Here is a 24502-nt window from a genome sequence, read left to right on the forward strand (position 1 = left end):
AGCCGACGCGGTGGCGCCGCGGCCGGGGCACGGAACACGGGGAAACAGTGAGGTCGCGCCAGGCGGGTCACGCGGCGGCGCCGTTCGCGCGGGCGTCGGCGGGACGCGGGGACCCGGGTTCCCCGACGGCCCCGGCCCGCCGCTGGGGTCGCCCGCCCGGGCCAGACGGGTGGCCCGGGCGGACCACCACCGCCGCGCCGGCCCGCGCCGGCCGGGTCCGGTTGCAGAGCCGTCCCGACCGGTGGCGGCGCCGCGCCGAGGTGGGTGGCGCGGGCGGCGGCGGTCCACGTCGCCGCCGCCCGCGCGGGACACCACGACCGACCCGCGCCGTTGCGGGGCGGCCGTGGTGAGTCCGGTGGCCGGCGCCGGGTCAGGCCGCCGCGGCCAGCGGTAGCACGACCCGGGGGAAGCGGTGGATCAGCCGGGTCGTGAGCTGACCGCCGTCGAGCATGTCGAGCAGCGCCCCGGCCCGGCGATGGTCCAGCCGGCCCGACCGGTGCAGACCCCGCAGCCGCAGCAGACCCGGCAGGTGCGCCTCGATGGCCCGCTGGTCGGGTCGGGGGGCGCCGTCGAGCCAGGCGTCGAACTGCCCGCCGGTCATGATCTCCCACACGATCGTGTCGGCCACCGCGCCGGTACCGTCGGTGATCGTCACCAGGTGGGGCACCCGGACCAGGTCGCTGAAGCCCGCCAGGTCCGGCCGAAGCCCGGCGGTCACCACGTTGTTGCCGAGCCGGGGATCGAGCCCGGGCGCCGGGCGGCGTAGCACGTTGCGCAGATGGGAGGCGAAGGCGAGGGCCAGCGCGCTGCGCCCAGGGGGGCTGGCGTGGGCGTGCAGCACGATGGCGTCGACCCCGGGCGAGCGCACCTGCTCGGCGGCGGCCCGGACCAGCCACGCCGGCTCGACCAGGACAAATCCCACCTGGGCCCGCCGACGCTCGGCGATCGCGTCGCCGCCGTCCTCTATCGAGCTGGGCACTCCGAGGGTTTCGTGGGTCCACTGGCAGGTGATGAGCCCATCGGCACCCGGCAGTGAGAGCAGGGGAAGATCTCCCGAGCTGAAGATCCGTTCCGTGGCGGGCGGGGGCATGCTGTCTCCGGTCCGGTTGGCCGGAAGCGCCGCGAAGGCGATCGCCGGCCGCAGGGGCGGGTCGGTACGGGTAGGGACAGAACGGGCCTCGTTGCACCGCATGTCCGTCCGATCCAGCAGGTTGGGGGCCGAGACGACGTCGCGTTGGGACGTCTGGGCCAGCCACGCGTGCTGCGGGCTGCGGGCGAGCGGAGCCCGCACGGCCGTGGCGCACGCCTGCCGGGAAGGGACGACCGGAGTCAGCAGGACCATGATGGCGGACGCCTACTGCAGCAGGTTGTCGAAATCGCCGTCCTTGGCGCCGAGTATCAGGGCCTCTATCTCGGCTCGGGTGTAGACGAGGGCAGGGCCGTTCGGATGCCGGGAGTTGCGGACGGCCACCTCGTCGCCCGGCAGCTTCGCCATCTCGACGCAGTTGCCCTGCGAGTTGCTCCGCCGGCTCTTCTGCCAGGTCACGCGCTCCAGCGCCGCCGCAGACATGCCACTGTAGATCTTGGTCACGCGATCTCCCGAAGCCCCGAGTAGCCGTGCCACGACGGCCCTCACCCACGCAGCCCGCCTGTCGCACCGCCGCACCGCGATGGACTCCTCGCCGGCCACCCCGGACGGGACTNCCCCCGAANCCCCCGCCGATGTGCCCGCGTGTGCGCCTGCACGAACTTCGGCTCACGATACAGCACGGTCAGGTGCACGTGCATCAAGCGGGTCGCATGTGCGCGCCACGGCCTCACGTGCGACCGGCCATGCGGTTGCCGCGGTCGCGACCCCCGGCCCCTGGACCCGGGGAGCGGCCGGCCGGGGCGCTCCCCGGGTGACCGCGTACCCCGGTGGCGCTAGCACTCCTGGTCGGGAGTTCACAGAGATGACCCGAAGGAGGTAGCGAATCGTCCGAATAAACCCGCAAAGTGGCGAATCACGCAGCCGACCAGCGACGCCGTAACGGCGTACCAAGGGACCTGGCCGCAGGAAGGGGGCGGTGACTTGCGGGAATGGCCTGCGAGCGCGGCGGGGCCCTGGGGCTCCGGAACCAAGGGACGCCGATCGGGGGGGCGCCCGCTGGTGTAAAAGTTCATAGCCCCGACACGTCGGGCATCGGGACGCAGCGGACGACGACCGGATCCGGAGGCCACTCGCACTCGCGAGGGACAACGCAATGAGAACCCATCGCCGGACCACCGGGGAGGCCCTCGCACCACGCAGCGTCTCGCCGACCACATCCCGGATCCACCGTCCCGGCGCCGGAACATCTCCGGCCGCCGCGGCGGCACCCGGCGCAGCGACCGCCACCGGTGGGCGGCGCGGGCAGCACGACCGGGCCGGCGACCCGGCCGCATTCACCCGAGTGGGGAGTCGGCCGCCCTGCCCGGTCCCGCGGTCAGGTGGAATCAGACGACGAGCAACCGCGCAGCCACTCGCGTTCCACGGCCGGGGGCGGCAGCCGACGGTCCGGGGCTTCCGGCGGAGGTTGAGCCGGCGCACCGGACGAACGCGGGGACCAGACGAACGCGGGGACCATGGGACAAACGGGCGGGCGGGGGCACGAGAGAGTGGAAGCGAACGCGTGCGAGCGGGAGGGAGTGGGGGCGACCCCAGGCGGCCTCGTCGGAGCAGATCGGAAGGCCCGCGTCACTGGGAGCTACGACCGATCCCTGGCCGCACCTTCGGGGGCATCTGTACCGCCAGGCCAGCGGACACCCACCACCGGCACTCTCTGTGAGCGTGTATACAAATAACCCTCACTGCGCTAAACAAGCAGCTGTCATCCAGACAAGAGAACCAGCCACATAACCGGATCCAGAAGATCAGATGTCATACTCTTGCGTTGACCGATGGCGAGGGGGCCGACCGTGACGACAGCTCAGCCGGGAAGTGGGCCGACCGTGCGTCGGATCCTGCTCGGCTCACAGCTCCGTCGACTTCGCGAGGAGAAGGGCATCAGTCGGGAGACCGCTGGATACCACATCCGCGCCTCCGAGTCGAAGATCAGCCGGATGGAGCTGGGCCGAGTCAGCTTCAAAGAACGAGATGTCGCCGACCTGCTGACCTTCTATCAGGTCACGGACGAAGCCGAGCGCGCTCCTTTGCTGGCGCTCGTGCGCGAGGCGAACACCGCCGGCTGGTGGCAGAACTTCAACGACGTTCTCCCCACCTGGTTCCAGCCGTACGTGGGACTTGAGGAGTCCGCCCAACTGATCCGCACCTACGAGCTGCAGTTCATTCCGGGACTGCTCCAGACCGAAGACTATGCGCGAGCCATCATCACTCAAGGTAGTGTCGGGGCTCCCGTCGAGGTCATCGAGCGGCGGGTGAGCGTCCGCATCAACCGGCAGAAGTTGCTTTACCGCAAGAACCCTCCGCGACTGTGGGTGGTCATTGACGAGGCAGCGCTGCGCCGGCCGATCGGCGGCCCCAAGGTGATGCGCGCGCAGATCGAGCATCTGATCAACATCGCGCCGTTGCAGAACCTCACCCTGCAGGTGATGCCCTTCGCCTTCGGCGGCCACGCGGCCGAGGGCGGCGCGTTCACCATCCTGCGCTTCCCGGAGATGGACCTGCCCGACGTCGTCTACCTGGAGCAGCTCACCGGCTCCACCTACCTGGACAAGCGCGAGGACGTCGACCGGTACATGGAGGTCTACAACCGGCTCAGCGTCGACAGCACGACCCCGGCGTCCACCCCCGACGTCCTGCGGCGCATCGTCAACGAGTACTGAGTCCGCGCCGGCCGGCCACGCACCTGCCCGGTGCCGGCCGGCGGCGCGGCCGCTCAGCGGCCCTGGGACCCGACGGCGCTGACGGCGGCGCACGCGGACGGCGGCCAGGTGAGCTCCAGGCTCAGCCACTGATCGTCCAGGTCGACGCCGATCCCCACCATCGGGGCGTCCCCCTCCGGCCCGACGGCACCGGCACCGTTCGGCCAGGGCGGTGGCACCCGGTCCGGCCAGGGCAGCGCGACGAAGACGCTGCCACCGGCGGGCGCCCACAGCACCGTGACGATCGCCCGCCCGCCCGAGGCCGCGGCGAGCAGCGCACCGACCCGGTCGGCCAGCGCCGCGCGCACCGGCGCCGGCGCCGAGCGCAGATCGCCGGAGAGCTGGATCTCGATGCTGATCCCCGCATTCTCGGCGTCGGCGAGCACCGGGTCCAGATCCGCGAGCGCGGACGACGGCCCGCCGCCGGTCAGCATCCGGCGGATCGTCGCAGCCCGCACCGCGCAGCGGCTGCGCACGGCCGCCGCCCGCGGGTCGAGCCGGCCGTCGGCGATCCCCGCCAGCAGCGGCAACGCGTCCGCCTCGACGGAACCCAGCCACTGGACGCGCTCGCGGCGGATCATCAGCGATGCGTCGATGCGCGCGGCGACCTCGGCCTCGGCCGCCAGGGTGCGCGCGGTGGTGTCGGCGGTGGCGCGCAGCAGCGGGCCGAGCATGGCGGCGACGATCTGCACGCCGCACATCCCGTAGATGTTCGAGCTCAACCGGGCGAGCACCAACGGATTGTCCGGGTCCCGCACGAGAACCAGGCCGACCAGCAGCAGGATCGTCACCACCAGGGCGGCGGTCCACTCCCGGCGAGGCCGGGAGGCGGTGATGAACGCGAGCAGCAGCGGCAGGACGAACAGCGGCCAGTTGGCGATCCGCACGATGTCCGGCCCGCGGGTGTTCGCCGCCCCGGCGGCGGTGACGGCCAGGGTCGTCGCCAGCAGCGCCAGCGATTCTGCGCGCCCCAGCGGCCGGTCCCGAACCCGCCGTGCGGTCTCGGCGATCACCAGCGCGAGGACCGCCCACAGCAGCGCCGCGACCGGGCGCTCCCGCACCCAACCGAGCGTCGCGACCAGCGGCGCCAGCATGACGACCAACCAGAGGCCGGCGATCTGGCCGACGGCGCGCCGCTGCCCGGCGGCATAGGCGTCATCGAGGTCGGCGGCGATCGCGGTGNCCCCCCGCCGGTCGGCGACGACCCCGCCACCGCGACCCGACGCCGGACCCGCGGCACCACCACCACCACCACCGGCACCGGCACCGGCACCGGCACCGGCACCGGCACCGGCACCGGCACCGGCACCGGCACCGGCGAGGATCGGCGTGGTCCTCGGCGTGCGCCACTGGAGCCGCACGGTCGTGCCGCGACCCGGCGCCGAGACGATGTCGACCGTCCCGGCCACGTCGTCGAGCCGGCCGACGATCGAGCGGCGCAGGCCGAGCCGGGCCGGGTCGACCCGGGCCGGGTCGAAACCGCGGCCGGCGTCGGACACCTGCACGGTGACGACACCCGCGCCCCCGTCGAGGCGGACCCGCGCCCGCCGGGTGCCCGCGTGGCGCTCCACGTTCGCCAACGCCTCGCCGACCGCGCCCGCGAACGCGGCACCGACGACGGCGGGCGGTTCGGTTCGCACCGCCCCGCGGGCGGCGCCGCGCAGGTGGTTGTCGAAGGTGACCCGCAGCCGCGGACCGTTGGCGTTGCGGACGACCTCGGCCAGACGCTCGTCGATGGGCGGCTCGTTCGCCTCGTCCGGGTCGAGCAGGCCCTGCACGGCGGCGAGACTCTGCCCGCAGCGCCTACGGGCCAGCGCCACGTCCCGCCCCCCGCCCCAGGCGATCCCGGTCAGCGTGTTGAGGACCGTGTCATGGATGATCCGCTCGCGCTCCCGGCGGTCCCGGGCGACCGCGTGGACCACGGCCTCGCCGCGGTGGCGGGCCACGACGTTCGCCCAGCGCCGGTCGGCGGTACGGGCGATCTGGCGCAGCCGGCCGATCGCGAGACCCAGCAGCCCCGGCACCAGCACCAGAATCGTCGACTCGACGATGACCTGCGGGTTGTGCCCCCAGCCCCCCACCAGGGTGCCCGCGCCGAGCAGCAGGATGCTCGGCGCGGCCAGCGCCGGCGGGAAGGCCCAGACGGCGACGACCGCCGCGTTGATCGCGGTCAGGAACACGAAGTTGCCGCTGTCCCCCACGGACTGCGGCGGCAGCCAACGCCCGGCCGTCAGCGCCAGCGCCAGCGCGACCGCGACGCTCGCGGCGGCGAGCAGGTGCCCCACCCCGCGACGCAGGCCCACCACGCAGAAGAACACGCCCCAGCCGACGCTGACCAGCACGACCGCCAGCGCCGCCGGGTGGCCGGCGTACCAGTGCCAGACGAGTAGGTAGGCCAGGGTCAGCAGGACCGCGACGGCGCGCAGCGCGACGAGCACCGCGGCCATGACCTGTTCCAGCGCCCGGTAGGCACGGCCCGCCTCGACCGACGCGCGGCCCAGCTCCAGCGCGGCGGCGCCGAAGGCGGTGTCGGTGATCCCGTCGCCGGCCGCCGGCCCGCCCGGCGTCGCCGCCCGCCTGCCGTGGCGGCCGGTACCCTCGGGTTCGAGTTCCTCCGCCGTCCCCACGGTGGAACCGATGCCGCGCCTCACCACGGTGGCTCCGTCATGGCTTGGCGGTTCCGTCATGGTTTGGCATCACTTCCGACCCGAAGCCCGTTCCGCCCGGGCGAGCTGGTCGCAGGCTACAGGTCGGGTGCCCCCTCCCGCCGGCAAAGGATGCCTCCCGCCGCCGGCACCGGGAATTGGACGTCCGGGCAGGTCGGCGGCGCGAGATCGAGGAGTCGGTCGCCGGCGGTCGCCCGGAGGCCGGCGGCCCCGCGCCCGAAGTGCCCTAGGCTTGACCGCGTGTGGAAGGACCGCCAGTGAATCCTCCGCCGTCCGCGGACCCCACCCGCGTGGACCGGGAGCAGGCCGACCGGGAGCAGGCCGACCGGGAGGGGACGCTGCGGGTCGGCGAGCTGTCCGCCCGGCTGGCGGAGCTGGGACCCCGTGACGCCCACCGGCTCGGCCGGCGTCTCGCCGACACCCGGCGCACCCGCGAGCCCGCCGCCCGCCAGCGCGCCCTGCGGGCCATCGCCGCCGACGCCGATCGGGCGGCCGCGCGGGTCGCCCGGCGGCGGGCGAACGTGCCCGCGCTCAGTTACCCCGATATCCTCCCGGTTACTCAGCGTAAGGACGAGATCCTCGCCGCGATCCGCGACGATCAGGTTGTGATCATCGCCGGTGAGACCGGTTCCGGCAAGACCACCCAGCTACCGAAGATCTGCCTGGAGCTCGGCCGCGGGGTCCGCGGGATGATCGGTCACACCCAGCCGCGACGGATCGCCGCGCGCACCGTCGCGGACCGCATCGCCGAGGAGCTGGGCACCCCCTCGCCGCAGGCCGGCGGGGTCGTCGGCTACCAGACCCGGTTCACCGACCAGGTGCACGACGACACCCTCGTCAAGCTCATGACCGACGGCATCCTGCTGGCCGAGATCTCCTCGGACCGGTCGCTGCGCCGCTACGACACGCTGATCATCGACGAGGCCCACGAACGCAGCCTCAACATCGACTTCATCCTCGGCTACCTGCGCTCGCTGCTCCCCCGCCGGCCGGATCTCAAGGTGGTCATCACCTCCGCGACGATCGAGACGGCCCGGTTCTCCGCGCACTTCGGCGACGCGCCCGTCATCGAGGTCTCCGGGCGCACCTACCCGGTCGAGGTGCGCTACCGCCCGCTGGTGCCGGGCGCCCGCGACGCCGACCCGACAGGCCCGACAGGCCCGACAGGCCCGACCGCGGCCGAACCGGATGCGCGGCCCGCCGAGGAGTCTGCCGGTGGCCGCGGGACCGGCCGGGCCCGCGGCGGCAGCGGCCCGGGCGGGCGCCGCGGGCAGCCGGTCGAGCCCGAACGCGATCAGACCCAGGCGATCAGCGACGCCGTCGACGAGCTGTGCGCCGAGGGCCCCGGCGACATCCTGGTGTTCCTCAGCGGGGAACGGGAGATCCGGGACACCGCCGAGGCGCTCGCGCGCGAGCAGCGGCCGAACACGGAGATCGTGCCGCTCTACGCCCGGCTGTCCGCCGGCGAGCAGCACCGGGTCTTCCAGCCGCACACCGGACGGCGGGTGGTGCTGGCGACCAACGTCGCGGAGACCTCGCTGACGGTGCCCGGCATCCGTTACGTCATCGATCCCGGCACCGCGCGCATCTCCCGTTACAGCCATCGGACGAAGGTGCAGCGCCTGCCGATCGAGCCGGTCTCGCAGGCGTCCGCGAACCAGCGCAAGGGCCGGTGCGGGCGGACCGCGGACGGCATCTGCATCCGGCTCTACAGCGAGGAGGACTTCGCCGGCCGGCCCGAGTTCACCGACCCGGAGATCCTGCGGACGAATCTGGCCTCGGTGATCCTGCGGATGGCCGATCTCGGGCTGGGCGACATGGCCACCTTCGGCTTCCTCGACCCGCCCGACCCGCGCCAGATCAGCGACGGGGAGCTGCTGCTCACCGAGCTGGGGGCGTTCGACGCCGGCGGCACCGGCGCAGGCGGGCCCGCCGCGGGCGCGACCACCCCAGGCGCAGCCACCCCGGGCGGTACCGGCGCGGGCGGTACCGGCGCGGGCCGGCGGATCACGCCGATCGGTCGGCGCCTCGCGCAGATCCCCGTGGATCCCCGGCTGGCCCGCATGGTGCTCGCCGGCGACGAGCAGGGCTGCCTGCGGGAGGTGCTGGTCATCGCGGCGGCGCTGGCCATCCAGGATCCGCGGGACCGTCCGGTCGAACACCAGCAGGCCGCCGACGAGCGGCACGCCCGGTTCGCGGACCCGACCTCGGACTTTCTCGCCTACCTGAACCTGTGGAACTACCTGCGCGACGCCCGCGGCGAGCTGTCCGCCAACCAGTTTCGGCGGATGTGCCGGACCGAGTTCCTCAACTACCTGCGCATCCGCGAGTGGCAGGACGTCCATGGCCAGCTCGCCGCCGTGGCCCGCGGCCTGGGTCTGAACGCCGACGCCCGCGCCGGCGACCGCGCCCCCCGCGACGACCGTGGCGGCGGGAACAGCACGGGCGGCGGGAACAGCACGGGCGGCGGGAACGGCGCAGGTGGCACGGCCGATCCGCGGGCGGTGCACCGGGCGCTGCTGACCGGCCTGCTGTCGCATATCGGCCGGTACGACCCGGAGCGCCGCGAGTACGCCGGGGCCCGCGGCAGCCGGTTCATGCTGTGGCCGGGCTCGGCCATGGCCCGCGGCCGGGGCCGGGCCGACCGCGCCGCCGCCGCGGACACCGCCGCCGACGGGACCGGCCCGGACGCGCCGCGGCAGCGTCCGTCCGGGCCGCCGGCCTGGGTGATGGCCGCCGAGCTCGTCGAGACGTCGCGGCTGTGGGGACGCACCGCGGCGCGGATCGACCCGGACTGGATCGAGCCGCTGGCCGGGCATCTCGTGCACCGCAGCTACAGCGAGCCGCGCTGGTCCCGCCGGCAGGGGGCGGTGCTCGCCGACGAGCGGGTGACGCTGTACGGGGTGCCGATCGTCGCCGGCCGCCCGGTGCAGTACAGCCGGATCGACCCGGCGCTGTGCCGGGAGCTGTTCATCCGCCACGCCCTGGTCGAGGGCGACTGGCAGACCCGGCACGAGTTCTTCCAGCGCAACCAGCGACTGCTCGCCGACGCCGAGGAGCTGGAGCACCGGGCGCGCCGGCGCGACATCGTCGTCGACGATGAGGTGCTGTTCGGCTTCTACGCCGAACGGATCCCGGCCGACGTCGTCTCCGTCCGGCACTTCGACGCCTGGTGGCGCAAGGCCCGGCGCGCCACCCCCGACCTGCTCGACTTTCCCCGTTCACTGCTCGTCTCCGCGGGCGCGGCGGACGTGCGCGAGGACGACTACCCCGACGTCTGGCGGCTCGGCGAACTGGCCCTGCCGCTGAGCTACCAGTTCGAACCTGGGTCGGCGGCCGACGGGGTCACCGTGCACATTCCGCTGCCCGTGCTCAACCAGGTGGCCGCCGAGGGCTTCGAGTGGCAGGTCCCGGGGCTGCGCGAGGAGCTGGTGACCGCGCTGATCCGGGGACTGCCGAAGGTGGTCCGGCGCAGCTTCGTGCCGGCGCCGAACTACGCCCGCGCGGTGCTCGCGCACATCACCCCGGGTCAGGCCCCGCTGCTGGTCGCGGTCGAGCATGAGCTGCGCCGGATGGGCGGCCCGGAGATCCCGCGGGACTCCTGGTCGCTGGCTGCCGTCCCGGACCATCTGCGGATCACCTTTCGGGTCTCCGACGTCCACGGGGCGGTGCTCGCCGAGGGCAAGGACCTCGACGCGATCAAGCAGCGGCTACGGCCACGGACCCGGGAGGCCGTCGCCGCCGCGGCGGACGGCGTCGAACGGTCCGGGCTGCGGTCCTGGGACGGCGTCGGCACTCTGCCCAAGGTCGTGGAGCTGCGCCGCGGCGGCCACGTCGTCAAGGCGTTCCCGGCGCTGGTCGACGAGGGAAACACCGTCGCGGTCCGGGCCACCGACACCGAGACCGAGCAGCGCCAGACGATGTGGGCCGGCACCCGCCGGCTCGTGCTGCTCGGCGTCGCCTCGCCGATCCGCGGCCTCAACGGGCGGCTGTCCAACGCGGCGAAGCTCGCCCTGAGCCACAACCCGCACCGGGACGCCGCCGACCTGCTCGACGACTGTGTCCGAGCCGCCGCCGACCGCCTCATCACCGCCGCCGGCGGTCCGGTCTGGGACGAGGCGGGTTTCACCACGCTGCTCGCCGCGGTGCGCGCCGGCCTGCCCGAGGCGTCGTTCGCGGTCGTCCGCGAGGTCCAGCAGGTCCTCGCGCTCGCGCACACCGTCGACCTGGCGCTGCGGGACCTGCGCGCGCCGGTGCTGGCCGCCTCGGTCGCCGACGCCCGCGGGCACCTCGACGCGTTGATCTACCGCGGTTTCGTCACCGACACCGGCGCGGACCGGCTCGCCGACCTCGCCCGCTACCTCACCGCCCTGGAGCGCCGGCTGGAACGGCTGCCCCGCGACCCCGGCCGGGACCGGATCAACACCGCGACCGTGGGGCGGGCGTGGGAGGCCTACCGGGAGCTGCTCGCGACGGTGCCCGCCGGCCGGGAGCCGGGCGAGGAGATCCGCCGCATCCGCTGGATGCTCGAGGAGCTGCGGGTGAGCCTGTTCGCCCAGAACCTGCGCACCCCGTACCCCGTCTCCGAGGAACGCGTCTACCGCGCCATCGACACCCTCCTCGGCTGACCGGAGCGGCCTGCGCCCGGGCCGACCGGGTTACGGCCTGTCCCCCTGGGCGGCAGGAACGGCAGGAACCTCCGCGGCGATGCTGGCGCCCAGGGCGGCGGGGGCGTCCGGGATGACCGGGGCGTCGAGGGAGGCAGGCGCGGAGAAGTCCCACAGGGCGCCGACGGCCCACCACGGCCAGGCATGGCCGCCGTCCCACAGGATGTGCTGCAGCTCGGAGCCGGGCGCGAAGCGGGTGGCCTCCGCCTCGCCATCGGGGAGGTTCATCTTCAGGTAGTCCGACCAGCCGCCGCGCCAGGGCACGGTCCTGTCCGCGGTGCCGTGGATGTGCAGCATCCGGACGGGGACGGTCGGGCAGGACACCAGCGCCTGCCCGCCGACCATGCCGACCGCGGCGACGAGGTCGGGGGCCTCGCAGGCGACCCGGGCGGCGAGCATCGCGCCGTTGGAGAAGCCCCACACGTACACCCGGCTGCGGTCCACCGGGGTGTGGCGGGCGGCGTCGTCGACGACCTGGCGCAGGTAGCCGATGTCGTCGGTGGTGGCCTGGCCGCAACAGCCGCCGGCGTTCCAGGCCTCGTGGACGCCGACCCCGTAGGCGACGGCGAAGCCGTGGGCGTCGGCGAACGGATCCGCCCCCGACATCTCCCGCACGTTCTCGGGGCTGTTGAGCAGGCCGTGCAGGAGAATCACCAGCGGGCGGGCCGTGCCGCGGAACGTGGGCGAGAGCCGGACGTCGGTGTGCAGTTCGTAGGTCCGCCCGGAGGCCACGCGGTGCACCGTGTCCGCGGACGGTGTCGCCGGGCCGGACGCGGCCGGAGAGGGCCCGGCGGACGCGGAAGGCCCGGCGGAGGTCGCCGCGCCCGAGGCTGCGGCCAGGCCGGCGACCGCGGGCGACCCGGCGGCCGCGGTCGCGCTGGTGCCGCCGGGCGCGCCTGCGCCAGCAGGTGAGCTGACGCCGGAGGGCGAGACGGCGCCGGAGGGCGAGACGGCGGTCGGAGTGCCGGCGGGGGGTGGGCTGGCCGCCGGGAGCGGGGGGACGCCCGGCAGCTGGGTACCGGAGACGGAGGCGGCGTCCGGGAGCCGGGGCGCGGCCGCCGGGTTGGACGCGGCGGGCGCGGCGGCTATCGAGGACGGGCCGGCGAGGTGGGCAGCGCCGGCCGGGGACCCTGCGGCGGCCGCCGGGGCCGAGGTGACCGACGCGGCGGTGGCCGACGCGGATGACGACGGCGACAGCGTCGCAAGGATGAGGGTGGCCAGGCCGACGGCGACAACGCCGACGATCCCGACCCCGCGCCGCAGCCGTCCCCGCCGGGACAGCCCGACCCGCGCCCAACGCAGCACGGACACCGTCCTCTCAACTCCTCGTCTCCGCCCGGTCAGAGCGGTCATGCTAACCCGCTTCCCGTCAAGAACTCCTATACCGGGCTAGCACAGCACAGCCGCGGGCGATTCGGCCGAACTCGGACGGCTTGCGCACCCGCCCGGGTGCGCCCGACCGTGCCGCGACCGCCCGGGCGCGGGCACCCGCCCGCCCCGGACCTGTGCCTGGGAGCGGCGCCATCTGTGTTCTTCTGGGGGATGAATCGGACGTTGAACCCTCCAGAAGGACCCGGGTGGGCGCTCTCCCCCGCATCCGCCGCCGACGCACGAGCCGTCGCCCGTTCCGCGACCCGCCTCCGTCACACCGCCAGCCGCCACGAACGGGAAGGGGACTGCTCGAGGCGTTGCGCTAGCGCAGCGCCGTGACCGAGGTGCCGGCGACGGCCGAACAAACATGTAGCACGGCTTCCCGGCCGGTGCGGGCGGAATAGGCGGGTTCGAACGCCGCCGTGAACGCGTCCAGCCGGGTCCGGTCCACGAGGGCCACCGCACAGCCCGCGAACCCGCCTCCGGTCATCCGGGCACCGAAGCAGCCCGGGGCGGCCTGCGCCGCGGCCACGGCCGCGTCAAGCTCCGGCCCCGACACCTCGAAGTCGTCCCGGATGCCCCGATGGCCGGCCAGCAGCAGCCGGCCGGCCGCCTCGGCGTCCCCGCGGGCCAGCGCCTCGGCGACCGCGTCGACCCGGGCGTTCTCGGCGATGACGAAGCGGGCACGGCGCAGCGCCACCGGGTCGAGACGGCTGGCGGCGTCCGCTGGCAGGGCCTCGAGGTCACGCAGCGCCGGCACCGCCAGCGCCCGCGCGGCGCGCTCACATTCGGCGCGCCGGTCGGCGTAGGCGCTCGTGACGAGCTCCCGCCGTGAGCCGGTGTCGATGACGACGACGGCGAGCCCGGCCGGCAGCGGCACGGGTGTGATGGTCAGGGTCCGGCAGTCGATGCGCAGGGCGTGCCCGGCGATCCCCCCGACGCAGGCGAGCTGGTCGAGCAGGCCGGTGGCGGCGCCGACCCAGGTGTTCTCCGCCCGCTGGGCCAGCCGGGCGAGCTCCGTCGGTGCCGGCACGGAGCCGGCGAGGTGGGTGCAGGCCACGGCGACGGCGAGTTCCAGGGCGGCCGAGGAGGACAGGCCGGCGCCGAGCGGGATGTCGCTGGCGAGCGCGCCCTGCCACGGCACGAGGCCGGCCCCGGCAAGCTCGCCGATCGCGGCAAGCTCGCCGGTCGCGGCAAGCTGGACCGCCACGCCCTGCACGTACCGGGCCCAGCCGGTCGCACGGGCCGGCGGCGGCGTGTCCGCGGCCGGCGGCGGCAGCCCGACGACGGCGGGCGCCGGATCCTGTTCGGACACCAGCCGCAGGGTGGCGTCCCCTGCGGTGGGAACGTCGTCCGTGCGGCGCAGGGCGATGCAGAGCTCGCGATCGATCGCCACCGGCAGGCACAGTCCGTCGTTGTAGTCGGTGTGCTCGCCGATGAGGTTGACCCGGGCCGGTGAGCGCACCAGCAGGGTCGGCTCGCGGCCGTAGGCCGCCACGAACGCCCGCACCGCCCGTACCGCGGCCGGCACCGCCCGTTCGCCCGGGCCGGCCGCCGAACCGGGGCGGCCCGGGGGCGGCGTCACGACGGCCGGATCCGCAGCGGCGCGGCCGGGACCGCCTCGAGGCCGCCGGGCAGGGTCGCCTCCCCGTCCCAGGCATCCGCCACGACCGCGCGCAGCCGGCCCGCGGCGTCCTCGGGGGTGAGGTCGCGCGCGGGCTCCGCGAGCATCTCGTAGCCGACGAGATGCTTGCGGATCGTCGGCGAGCGCAGCAGCGGCGGATAGAAGTGGGCGTGTAGCTGCCAGACCCCCTCGGGGGGGCGCCGCGAACCGGTCGCCCGGCCCACGGCCCCCGCCGGATGCGGACCCGGTGCGCCGTGCCAGCCCATGGAGAACGGGAACAGGTGGTCGAACAGCGCGTCGTAGCCGGCAAGCAGGCGGCCCAGCACGTCGGCCAGGCTGTCCCGCTGGGCGTGGTCGAGCTCGGCGAGCCGCTGCACGGGTCGGCGGGGCAGTAGCAGCGTCTCGAAGGGCCACACCGCCCAGAACGGCACCACGACGAGCCAGTCGGAGTCGTCGAGGACGATCCGCTCCGCGGCGCGCGTCTCGATGCGGAGGTAGTCGAGCAGCAGGGAGCTGCCCGACCGGGCGAAGTGCTCCCGCTGGTGGGTGTCCTCGGCGGCGGCCTCGTCGGGCAGGGCGTCGCAGGCCCAGATCTGCCCGTGCGGATGCGGGTTGGAGGCGCCCATCGCGGTGCCGCGGTTTTCGAAGACCTGCACCCAGCGCCACCGCTCGGACAGCTCGGCCTCCTGCGCCGCCCACGTGTCGACGACCGTGCGGACCTCGAAGGAGGACATGTCGACCAGCCCGCGGCCGTGATCCGGGCCGAAGCAGACGACCCGGCAGGTCCCGTGCGCGGGGGCGCTGCGCAGCAGGCCGGCGGGGTCGACGGGGTTGACGGGGTTGACGGAGTCGGCGCCGGGCGGCGCGGGATCGCTCCCGGCGGGTCGCAGCGCCGGGAAGTCGTTGGTGAACACGTACGTGCCCCGGTAGTCGGGGTTGCGAGCGCCGCCCGCGCGCTCGTTGCCGGGGCACAGATGGCAGGCGGGATCGTACGCGACGGCGGGAGGCGTCGCCGCCGTCTCCCGACCGCCGTGCCAGGGGCGCCGAACCCGCCCCGGCGAGACCAGAACCCAGCGGCCGGTCAGTGGATTGAACCGCCGATGCGTGGTGTCGTCCATCGATTCGACAGCCTGCCACGGCTGCGGCCGGACCAGCCCCGTCCGGACCACCCCGGAAGATCCACCGGCGGTCGCGACGGCAGGCGATCCCCACCGCCCGGTTACCTGACGCAACGCCTCAACGACCCTAGGGTGAGAGAGGTGGCACCGCCGCGGCGCGGCCGCGACAACCCGCACGTGCGGTGATCCGGATGGGCGACGGTCGGGGCCGTCGGCGCGCCACGGCCGCCCGATGCATGCAACGCGCATCACACGGCGGACGGCGGACGCGCAGCACGGCGGACGCGCAGCACGGCGAAGGCGCAGCGCACGGCGGATCAGACAGGCGGGGACGGTCGACGGCCGACCGGCGCGGAAGGGACGGGCAGGGCATGGATCGACGGATGCTGCTGCGCTCGGCGGTGGCGGCGCTGGGCACCGCCGCGTTCTCCGGAGCTACCTGGCATGCGGCCCTGGCCGCCACCGCCCGGCCCGGGGTGGGGCCCTACGGACCGCTACGCCCACCGGACCGCTCCGGGGTGGCACTTCCCGCCGGTTTCACCAGCCGGATCGTCGCCCGCTCGCACCTGCTCGTCGGCGCGACCGAGTACGTGTGGCATGACGCGCCGGACGGGGGGGCCTGCTTCCCCGGGCCCGCCGACGGCTGGACCTACGTGTCGAACTCCGAGGTGATGCTGCACGGCGGCGCCTCGGCGCTGCGGTTCCGGGCCGACGGCTCGATCGCCTCGTCGGGGCGCATCCTCGGCGGCACCACCGCCAACTGCGCCGGCGGGGCCACCCCGTGGGGGACGTGGCTGTCGTGCGAGGAGTTCTTCTCCGGCCGGGTGTACGAGGCGTGGCCGGACGGGTCGCGCAAGGCCGTGGCGCGTCCCGCGCTGGGCCGTTTCACCCACGAGGCGGCGGCCTGTGACCCCGACCACCGGGTGATCTACCTGACCGAGGACCGCAGGGACGGCTGCTTCTACCGGTTCCGCCCGGACCGCTGGGGCGACCTGTCCGCCGGCCAGCTGGAGGTGCTGGTCGCCGATGCGCACGCCGAATCCGGGCCGGTGCGCTGGGAGCGGGTACGCGATCCGGACGGCTTCCCCCGGGCGACCCGCCGGCAGGTCCGCGAGGCCCGGCGTTTCCATGGCGGCGAGGGCTGCTGGTACGCCCACGGCGTCTGCTACCTGACCACCAAGGGCGACGACCGGGTGTGGGCGTACCGGGCGGACGCCGAGCGGATCGACCTGCTCTACGACCGGGCAAGCCTGCCCGACCCGCCGCCGCTCACCGGAGTGGACAACGTCGTCGGCGCGCGCTCGGGCGATCTGTACGTCGCCGAGGACCACTCCCGTCCCGCCCTGGTGCTCATCACCCCGGACGGCGTGGTCGCGCCCTTCCTGCGGCTGCCGGAACACGACAGGTCCGAGATCACCGGCCCGGCGTTCAGCCCGGACGGGAGCCGGCTGTACTTCTCCTCCCAGCGCGGGGTGACCGGGCGCAACCGCGGCGGCATCACCTTCGAGGTGACCGGCCCCTTCCGCCGGTAAAGCCGAACCCGACGGTAAAGCTGAACCTGACTTCAGCTCCAGGGCCGTAGGATCGCGGGCATGCTCCCCACCGACCTGCTGACCGTAGGCGAGCTGTCGCAGCGCAGCGGATTCGCGCCCTCGGCGCTGCGCTTCTACGAGCGACAGGGGCTGATCGCCGCCACCCGCACCGCCGGCGGCCAGCGCCGGTACGAACGACACGTGCTGCGCCGGCTGGCGTTCATCCGCGCGGCCACCGCGATGGGGCTCAGCCTCGACGAGGTGGCGCAGGCGCTGGCGTCGCTGCCGGATGCCCGCACCCCGACGAAGGCGGACTGGTCGGCCATCTCGCGGCGCTGGCGCACCCGGCTGGACGAGGAGATCGCGGCCCTGGAGGCCCTGCGCGACGGGCTCGACTCGTGCATCGGCTGCGGCTGCCTGTCACTGCGCCGCTGCCGGATCTCCAACCCCGCCGACCGGATCGGCGCCCTCGGCCCGGGGGCCCGGGCGCTGCCCGCATCGCTGCGCGGCGCCGGGCGGATGCACCACGGCGGCCNCCGCCCGCANCCCGCCCCCGACTGCGCCGGACCGTGTCCGAGCGGACCCGCCGCCACCGAGTCGGGGTCGGTCGGATAGACAGACGTGACGGCGGGTGGCGCGGCGGTCCGCGACCGCGCCAAGGCGAGCCGAAGCAGGGTCTGAGGAGGGGTTGTGGGGGACACATACGGCGCGTTCCGGTCGAATGCCGGCTCCACGGAGCAGGTCGACGGCCACGGCCAATGGACTGGCGGCGAACCACTGTCCCCGCTGCCCAGCCGGGTCGGCCACCGACCCGTCGAGGCGCCGCCCACCGGGCCCGGCCCGGTCCGCGTCCGTCGCCGCCGGCCGATGATCGTCGGACTCGGCGGCACCACCAGGGCCGACTCCACCACCCACCGGGCCCTGACGACGGTGCTCGCGACGATGGCCCAGGCCGGCGCCGAGACGGTGCAGTTCGGGTCCGCCGAGCTGGACCTGCCGATGTACGCACCGGAACGCCCCGAGCGCTCCACCGCGGCCCTGCGCCTGCTCGCCGCCGTGGAGCAGTCCGACGCCGTCGTGATCGCCACCCCCGGTTACCACGGCGGGATGTCCGGCCTGGTCAAGAACGCGCTGGACTACCTGGAGGACCTGCGCGGCGCGCCGCGACCGTACCTCGACGGGCGGGCGGTCGGTCTCATCGTCTGTGCCCAGGGCGACCAGGCCGCCGGAACGACGCTGAACGCGCTGCGCTCGTCCGTGCACGCCCTGCGCGGCTGGCCGACCCCGCTGGGCGTGACGTTCAACACCGCGCAGCCCCTCTTCGACGCCCACGGCCGGCTCGTCGACGCGGCCGCCGCGGCGAGACTCGAAACGCTCGCCGATCAGATCATGGGATTCACCTATGCCTGGTCTCAAGTGATCTGAACCGCCGCGCCCACCGGCCGCCCCGCCTACAGACCCTCCCGGTGACACTCTCCCCGTCCCGGTACTGCTCCGCACCACGGCGGTCCCGCCACGGCGCACCCTGACGTATTCGCCCAGACGGGACGGGTCTACCGTGGCTGGCCCCGGCGGCGGAGCGCGGGTGCCCGGCCCGGCCGGGTGGGCGGACGACGAGGAGACGACGTGCGACGACGGTACGGGCTGCGTGGACTCGCCCGGACAGGTCTGGCCCGGGCGGGTCTGGCCGCCGCACTCGCGGCGACGCTCGCCGGGTGCGGCGGTGGTTCGGACGCCGCGTCGGGCAGCGCCGCAGCGTCCGATCCCGCCGCGAAGGGATCACCCGTCAAGCTGATGATCATCGCGCCGACGGGTACCGCCGGGACGAACTACCCCGAGATGGTGGCGGCCGCCCGCGCCGCCGTCCGCGGGGTCAACGCCCGCGGCGGGATCGCCGGGCACCCCGTCGAGCTCGTCCACTGCAACGAGCGCAACGACGCCGCCAGCGCGAAGAAGTGCGCCCAGCAGGCCGTCGACTCCGGCGTCCTCGCCGTCGTCAGCGAGGTCAGCGGCACCGGCGGGATCATGCCGATCCTGCAGAACGCGGGCATCCCGTCGATCGGGTCGGCCGGCATCTCCGCCGACGGCTCCGAGCTCAGCTCCCCCGCCAGCTATGTCATCAGCCCGCTGACGCTCTACCCGGCGGTCTGCCCGGCGCTGCTGGCAAAGGCGGGCGCGAGCCACCTCGGCCTGGTCGGCTACGACCTCAGCGCCAGCGACCGGCTGATCGTCATGGCCGAGGGCGGCGCGAAGGCGGTCCACCATCCGATCAACCCGAAGATCCGCATCCCGATCACGACGAGCGACTTCACCCCGGCGATCTCCCAGTTGTCCCGCTCCGGCGCCGACGGCGCCGTGCTGGTCGTGTTCGACCAGGCCGCCTACTCGGTGATCGCCAAGGCGGGCCAGCAGATCCGCACCTGCCACGCGGCGGGCACCCTGTCGCCGAAGTACCTGGCCACGCTCGGCCCGGCGGCGGACAAGCTCGTCGTCGCCACCGCCTTCCCGGAACTCAGCCAGGCCGCCCAGTTCCCCGAGGTCGCGCGGATGGTCGCCGAGCTGAACGCGGAGCAGACCGCCGGGGACGCCGACGCCGCCCCCGCCCTGCGCACCACGACGACCACCACCGGGGCGTGGCTGTCCGTCCAGATCGCCGAGAAGGTCGGCAACCAGGTGTCCGGACCGCTGACGTCGAAGAACCTGCTCGCCCAGCTCAACCGGACCAGGAAGCTGGACCTGGGCGGCATCGTCCCGCCGCTGGACCTCACCGCGACCACCCCGATCCCCGGCGCGGAGCGGATCTTCAACACGACGCTGCGGGGCGCCCGCTGGGACAGCGCCTCGAAGTCGTTCGTCCCCCTCGGCCCCGAGACCTACAACGGCCTGGACATTCTGCGCCGCGCCGCCTCCTGACCCGCCGTCCGCGGCACCGGGGCCGTCAGGGCAGCGGAAGGTAGGCCGGTTGGCGGGCCGGCTCCTCGGCGTCGCCGAGGTAGGCCGCCCGCACGAGGGGGTCGGCGGCGACCTGTGCCGGCGTTCCCTCGGCGATGAGGGCGCCGGCATCGAGGACGACCACCCGGTCGCAGATTCCCATGATCACGTCCATGTCGTGCTCGTTGAGCAGGATGCCGAGCCCCCACTCGTCGGCGAGGCGGCGCAGTAGGGCCGCGACCTCGGTGCTCTCGGACTCGTCCAGGCCGGCACAGGGCTCGTCGAGCAGCAGCACGGCCGGCCCGGCCGCGACGGCGCGGGCGATGGCCAGCAGCCGGCGGCGGCCGTAGGGCAGGTCGGAGACGGTGCGCAGCAGATCCTCGCGCAGCCCGAAGGCGTCGACGGCGGCGATCGCCGCGGCGGGCAGCGGCCGCGACCGCGGGAACACCAGATCGGTGAGATACGCGCGGGCGTCGCGGCGGTCGCTGGCCGCCTGGATGTTCTCCAGCACGGTGAGGTCGTCGAACAGCTCCAGGTTCTGGAACGACCGGCTGATGCCCGCGCGGGCCCGCCGGTGCGCGGGCAGTCGGTCGAGGCGGACCTCGCCGAGCGTCATCGAGGTGACCGACGCCGGGGTGTAGCCGGTGATCGCGTCGATGACCGTCGTCTTGCCCGCGCCGTTCGGGCCGATCATCCCGACCACCTGACCGGGAACGACCCGCAGGTCGACGGCGCGCACCGCGCGCACCGCGCCGAAGCTGACCGTCAGCCCCCACACCGACAACGCCGCCGGCTCGACCGCGCCCGACGGCGGGCCCTGGCCGGGAGCCGCGCGCAGCGCCTGGTCCAGCCGGGCGGCATCGGCACGGCGGCGGCGGTCGGCCGCGCCGGGCAGGTAGCGGTCGCGGAGCAGGCGGGCGGTGCGGGCGTTCTCGGGCGCCATTCCGCCGCCGGAGCGGGAGAGCACGACGACGAGGACGATGCCGCCGATCAGCGGCACGTACCGGTCCAGCTCGGCCAGCCAGTCGCGTACCACGCCCCCGAAGGCGGCGGCGAGCACGGCCGCGGCCGCCGCGACGAGCCAGGGCAGCCGGCGCCGCGCCGCCGCGCCGAGCCGGCCGCCGGTGCGCCGGTCGCCGGCCACCGCGGCGCCGGCAGCGAGGCCGAGCAGGCCGGCGATCGCCGCGACGACGACCCGCAGCACCGCGCCGAGACGGCCGAGCCACTCCCCGACCGAGCCGCCGATGCGGGTCGCCAGCGCGCCGGCGGCCATCGTCGCGCCCGCGAACGAGCCGCTCACCCAGCCGACCCCGCCGACGACGGCGTAGGCGATGAGCAGGATCGAGGAGAACGGCGCGAACGTCCCGTCGCCGTAGTCGATGTTGCCGCGCTCGCCGTAGACGTAGAAGGCGTAGAGCACCCCGCCGAACCCGGCGATGGCCGCGGACAGCGCGAACGCGTACAGCTTGGCGGCCACGACGCTGATGCCCAGCGCCGCGGCGGCCCGCTCGTTGGTCCGCACCGCGATGAGCCGTCGCCCGGCCCGGCCGCGGCGCAGGTTCGCGACCGCGAGCGCGACCAGGACGAAGGCGAGCACGGACACGGTCGCGAAGCCCCGCGGATCGGTCACCTTGTCGAGCGGGACGCCGAGGAAACGCTGGCGTCCCACCACCGTCCCCTCGGGCGAGGCGAGGTCACCGAACAGTGAGCCCAGCGCCCCCGCCCCCGGGGGTGGCGGGGAGTGGTAGCCCCGCTGGAACAACAGGGCGTCGACGGCCGCGCCGAGGCCGAGGGTCACCACCGCGAGCTGCAACCCCCGGGTGCGCAGCGCGGGCAGCGCGAACAGCAGCCCGACGACGGCGGTGCCGGCCACGCCGACGGCCATCGCCGCCTCCAACGGCCAGCCGCGGGCCGCGACGAGCCGCCCGGCGATCAGCGCCGCGATCCCGGAGAAGGCGAGCTGGGCCAGGGAGAGCTGCCCGGTGAACCCGACGAGCACCACGACGGACAGGATGATCAACGCCCACAGCGCGTTGGCGTCGAGGGCGTCGACCCAGTCGCGGGGCAACAGCCAGACCGCCGCCAGCATCGCCGCGACGGCGACGGCGAGGGCACGCGGATGGACCCGGCCGCTGCCGAGCACCGGATGGCGTTCGGCGAGGTGACCCCGCTCGGGCAGGCCCCGGCCGCGCACGGCCAGGTAGAAGACGATGACGGCCAGCGGCACCGCCCGGTCGACCCCGCGCCACCAGGGATGGTGCGCGACGAGCTCGTACTGCGCCTCCACCTCGATGACGCCGAGCACGAGGCCGCCGAGCAGCACCCCGGGGAAGGACTGGAACCGCGCCACCAGCGCCACCGCCAGCGCCGGCACGATGAGCAGCAGCAGGTTCGTCGCGGACAGCGGGTTCTGCAACGGGGCGAGCAGGACGCCACCGAGCCCGGCGAGCGCGCCGCCGGCACCCCACGCGCCGGCGGCGATCGCGTCGACGGACCAGCCGAAGGTGGCGGCGGCCCGCGGGTTCTCGGTGGCCGCCGTCGCGGCGAGCCCCACCGTCGTGAACCGGAAGACCGCCCACGCCGCCGCGATGAGCACGACGACCGCGGCGAGCCGGACGAACACGTCCACGCCGACGGACTCGCCGAACAGCTCGACCGTGCCGGTGGGCAGCACCGTCGGGGAGGTGCGCACCGCACCGGCGAACATCAGCGTCAGCGACGACTGGAGAATGATCAGCAGGCCGAGGGTCGCCATCAGCCGCAGCAGCGCCGTCGCCTCCCGCAGCGGGCGCATGACCAGCACCTGGAACCCGACGCCGATGCCGACCGTCGACGCGACGGCGAGCACCGCGGCCAGGACCAGCGGGAGCCCCCACGGGTCGCGCAGGCCGTGGAAGGCGTAGGCGGCCCACGCCACCAGCGCGCCCTGGGCCATGTTAAGCACCCCGGCCCCGCGGGCGATCACCACCACGCCCGCGGCGACCAGCGCGTACAGCGCGCCCGTCCCGAGGCTGAGCAGCGCGAAGCCCATGACGTCGTTCACGGTCCACCCTGCTCCGGGCGCCACACACCGGCGCGCCCTGCTTCATCCCCCAGCGGTCCCCCACGGCGGCCACCGGCCCGCCCCGGTCGCGACGAGCGACTCCCGCCCATCGCGCCACGGACCTCGCGCCGGAACCGCTGATCACGGCGACCGACGCAGACGGTACGGCGGGCGCGACCGGCGTGACAAGCAAACCATCCACAACAGCCACGGCAACCCACGCCGTGATCATTGGTTGGCGGAGGCGGCCACCGCGACCCACGGGACTCCCGGCGGCGAACCAAGTCGGGTGATCGTGGTCTTACGGGCAGACACCGGACACTCACGGAGGTCACTCGGACGAGCCACAATCCCGCCCGGACGTGGCACGGACCTGATGCCGCGCGGCGTCAGGCATGGTGGCCGCGCCCATCACCCGGTACATCTAGAACAGGCGGACACGTCGCTGTCGCCCGGCGCCCGCCCGCACCCGGCGATCGGCCGGCGGCAGCGCATTCGCACCGACCAGAACAGCCACGGGAGTGGGACGGATGACAGAGCTCGTGCCCGGTGCGAACGCGCCGCTGCCCCGCGGCCCCGTCTCGGTTCGCCTGATCGGGCCGTTCGACCTGTGCGCGTTGGTGACCGCGGCGCACGGCAAGGTCGACGGGGATGACGACTTCGTGTTCTACAACCAGCCGGCGACGGCCGGCGTCATCCTCAGCGGCGACGAGGTCATGGTCGACCCGGAGCGACTGCGGCCCGGCGCCGAACGCGTCGTGATCGTCGCCAGCTCCGAGGACGGCACGACGCCCTTCGGGCAGCTGCCCGGGCCCGTCGTCACGCTGCACGACCGGCGCGGCAACCTCAGCGCCCACTTCACCCCGCCGCCGCTGTCCAGCGAGACCGTGGTCACCCTCATCGAGATCTACCGCCGGGGAGCGGAGTGGAAGGTCCGCGCCGTCGGGCAGGGTTACGCCGACGGCCTCGCCGGCCTCGCCCGCGACTTCGGCGTGGACGTCGACGACGACAGCCCGGCCACGCCGGAGTCCGCGGCGCCCCCGCCCGATCTCACCCCGGCCGTCCCCCGCCAGGACGCCCCCGCCAGCGCCGCCCCCGCCAGCGCCGCTCCCGTCCCCGTCGGCGGCCCGCCGGCACGGTGGGGCGACCGTTCCGCGTCCGGCCACGGGCAGGTGCCCGACGATCGGCCGGCGCCGGACGGGGCCGGGTGGGCCGGGGAGGGCGGCGTCCCGGCGATGTTGGCCCAGGTCGTCACGCTGACGAACATCGAACGCGAGCGGGAGGGTCTCGCCCCGCTCGCCGTCGACCCCATGCTGACCGCCGCCGCCGCCGAGCACAGCCGGGACATGGTGGCGCGTGGCTTCTTCGCCCACACCAGCCCGGACGGCCGGACCGTGTCCGATCGGGTCACGGACCTGGGCTACCGCTACGCCCGGGTCGCCGAGAACATCGCCGCCGGCCAGACCACCGCCGAGGAGGTCGTCGCCGGCTGGATGCAGAGCCCCGGCCACCGGGCGAACATCCTCATCCCCCAGCTGCGCCAGATCGGCGTCGGGCATGCCACCGGCGGGGAGTACGGCACCTACTGGACGCAGGTCTTCGGCGTCCTGCTCTGAGCCGCCGACCGATCGCGGGGGGCGCCCCCGCGAGCTGAACACCTATGGCCGGCAGAACTCCTTCATCCGCCTCGCCTGGGAGCCCAACGGG

The 24502-nt window shown here is 74.6% G+C and carries 13 protein-coding genes and 1 pseudogene; 7 read left to right on the forward strand and 7 right to left on the reverse strand.

Going from position 1 to position 24502, the window contains the following annotated elements; translation table 11 throughout:
* Positions 1 to 370: 370 nt before the first annotated feature.
* Positions 371 to 1342 (reverse strand): hypothetical protein, encoded by a 972-nt coding sequence (locus tag FF36_RS04645; RefSeq protein ID WP_242422292.1) that lies wholly within the window; start codon positions 1340 to 1342, stop codon positions 371 to 373.
* Between the two features lie 12 nt (positions 1343 to 1354).
* Positions 1355 to 1570 (reverse strand): DUF397 domain-containing protein, encoded by a 216-nt coding sequence (locus FF36_RS04650; protein WP_264762543.1) that lies wholly within the window; start codon positions 1568 to 1570, stop codon positions 1355 to 1357.
* 1367 nt (positions 1571 to 2937) lie between these two features.
* Between FF36_RS04650 and FF36_RS04655 the strand changes: the two genes are divergently transcribed.
* On the forward strand, positions 2938 to 3804 hold the full coding sequence (locus FF36_RS04655; protein ID WP_044883828.1) for a helix-turn-helix domain-containing protein: 867 nt from the start codon (positions 2938 to 2940) through the stop codon (positions 3802 to 3804).
* A gap of 1222 nt (positions 3805 to 5026) precedes the next feature.
* Here the strand turns inward: FF36_RS04655 and FF36_RS40325 are convergent.
* Positions 5027 to 6530 (reverse strand): annotated as a pseudogene (locus FF36_RS40325) (sensor histidine kinase); the annotation flags it as partial.
* A gap of 353 nt (positions 6531 to 6883) precedes the next feature.
* Here FF36_RS40325 and hrpA point away from each other — a divergent pair.
* Positions 6884 to 11137, forward strand: a complete 4254-nt coding sequence (gene hrpA, locus FF36_RS04665; RefSeq protein WP_063925262.1) for an ATP-dependent RNA helicase HrpA — start codon at positions 6884 to 6886, stop codon at positions 11135 to 11137.
* A gap of 30 nt (positions 11138 to 11167) precedes the next feature.
* Here the strand turns inward: hrpA and FF36_RS04670 are convergent, their stop codons facing one another.
* The 3 genes from FF36_RS04670 to FF36_RS04680 form a co-directional block, all read right to left on the reverse strand.
* Positions 11168 to 12487: a CE1 family esterase gene (locus tag FF36_RS04670; RefSeq protein WP_242418032.1), complete on the reverse strand. Its 1320-nt coding sequence runs from the start codon at positions 12485 to 12487 to the stop codon at positions 11168 to 11170.
* 382 nt (positions 12488 to 12869) lie between these two features.
* Positions 12870 to 14132: a galactokinase gene (gene galK, locus FF36_RS04675; protein WP_242422294.1), complete on the reverse strand. Its 1263-nt coding sequence runs from the start codon at positions 14130 to 14132 to the stop codon at positions 12870 to 12872.
* A complete protein-coding gene (locus tag FF36_RS04680; RefSeq protein ID WP_044883832.1) occupies positions 14129 to 15289 on the reverse strand; it encodes a UDP-glucose--hexose-1-phosphate uridylyltransferase in 1161 nt (386 codons plus the stop codon). Before FF36_RS04680 ends, galK begins: the two co-directional genes overlap by 4 nt.
* 371 nt (positions 15290 to 15660) lie before the next feature.
* Here FF36_RS04680 and FF36_RS04685 point away from each other — a divergent pair, with 371 nt between their 5' ends.
* From FF36_RS04685 to FF36_RS04700, 4 genes are all read left to right on the forward strand, one after another.
* Positions 15661 to 16821 (forward strand): alkaline phosphatase PhoX, encoded by a 1161-nt coding sequence (locus FF36_RS04685; RefSeq protein WP_044883732.1) that lies wholly within the window; start codon positions 15661 to 15663, stop codon positions 16819 to 16821.
* A 60-nt stretch (positions 16822 to 16881) separates the two neighbouring features.
* A partial coding sequence (gene soxR, locus FF36_RS04690) for a redox-sensitive transcriptional activator SoxR (protein ID WP_242422295.1) occupies positions 16882 to 17356 on the forward strand: 475 nt, incomplete at its 3' end.
* Positions 17357 to 17511: 155 nt separating this feature from the next.
* Positions 17512 to 18246 (forward strand): NADPH-dependent FMN reductase, encoded by a 735-nt coding sequence (locus FF36_RS04695; RefSeq protein ID WP_052680952.1) that lies wholly within the window; start codon positions 17512 to 17514, stop codon positions 18244 to 18246.
* A gap of 201 nt (positions 18247 to 18447) precedes the next feature.
* Positions 18448 to 19734 (forward strand): ABC transporter substrate-binding protein, encoded by a 1287-nt coding sequence (locus tag FF36_RS04700; RefSeq protein WP_044883734.1) that lies wholly within the window; start codon positions 18448 to 18450, stop codon positions 19732 to 19734.
* Between the two features lie 25 nt (positions 19735 to 19759).
* Here FF36_RS04700 and FF36_RS04705 read toward each other — a convergent pair whose 3' ends face one another.
* A complete protein-coding gene (locus tag FF36_RS04705; RefSeq protein WP_044883735.1) occupies positions 19760 to 22795 on the reverse strand; it encodes an ABC transporter permease subunit in 3036 nt (1011 codons plus the stop codon).
* Between the two features lie 530 nt (positions 22796 to 23325).
* On the opposite strand from FF36_RS04705, the gene FF36_RS04710 reads away from it, so the two are divergent.
* Positions 23326 to 24411 (forward strand): CAP domain-containing protein, encoded by a 1086-nt coding sequence (locus tag FF36_RS04710; RefSeq protein WP_044883736.1) that lies wholly within the window; start codon positions 23326 to 23328, stop codon positions 24409 to 24411.
* Positions 24412 to 24502: the final 91 nt, after the last annotated feature.

The organism is Frankia torreyi, from assembly GCF_000948395.1.
GTDB classification, from domain to species: domain Bacteria; phylum Actinomycetota; class Actinomycetes; order Frankiales; family Frankiaceae; genus Frankia; species Frankia torreyi.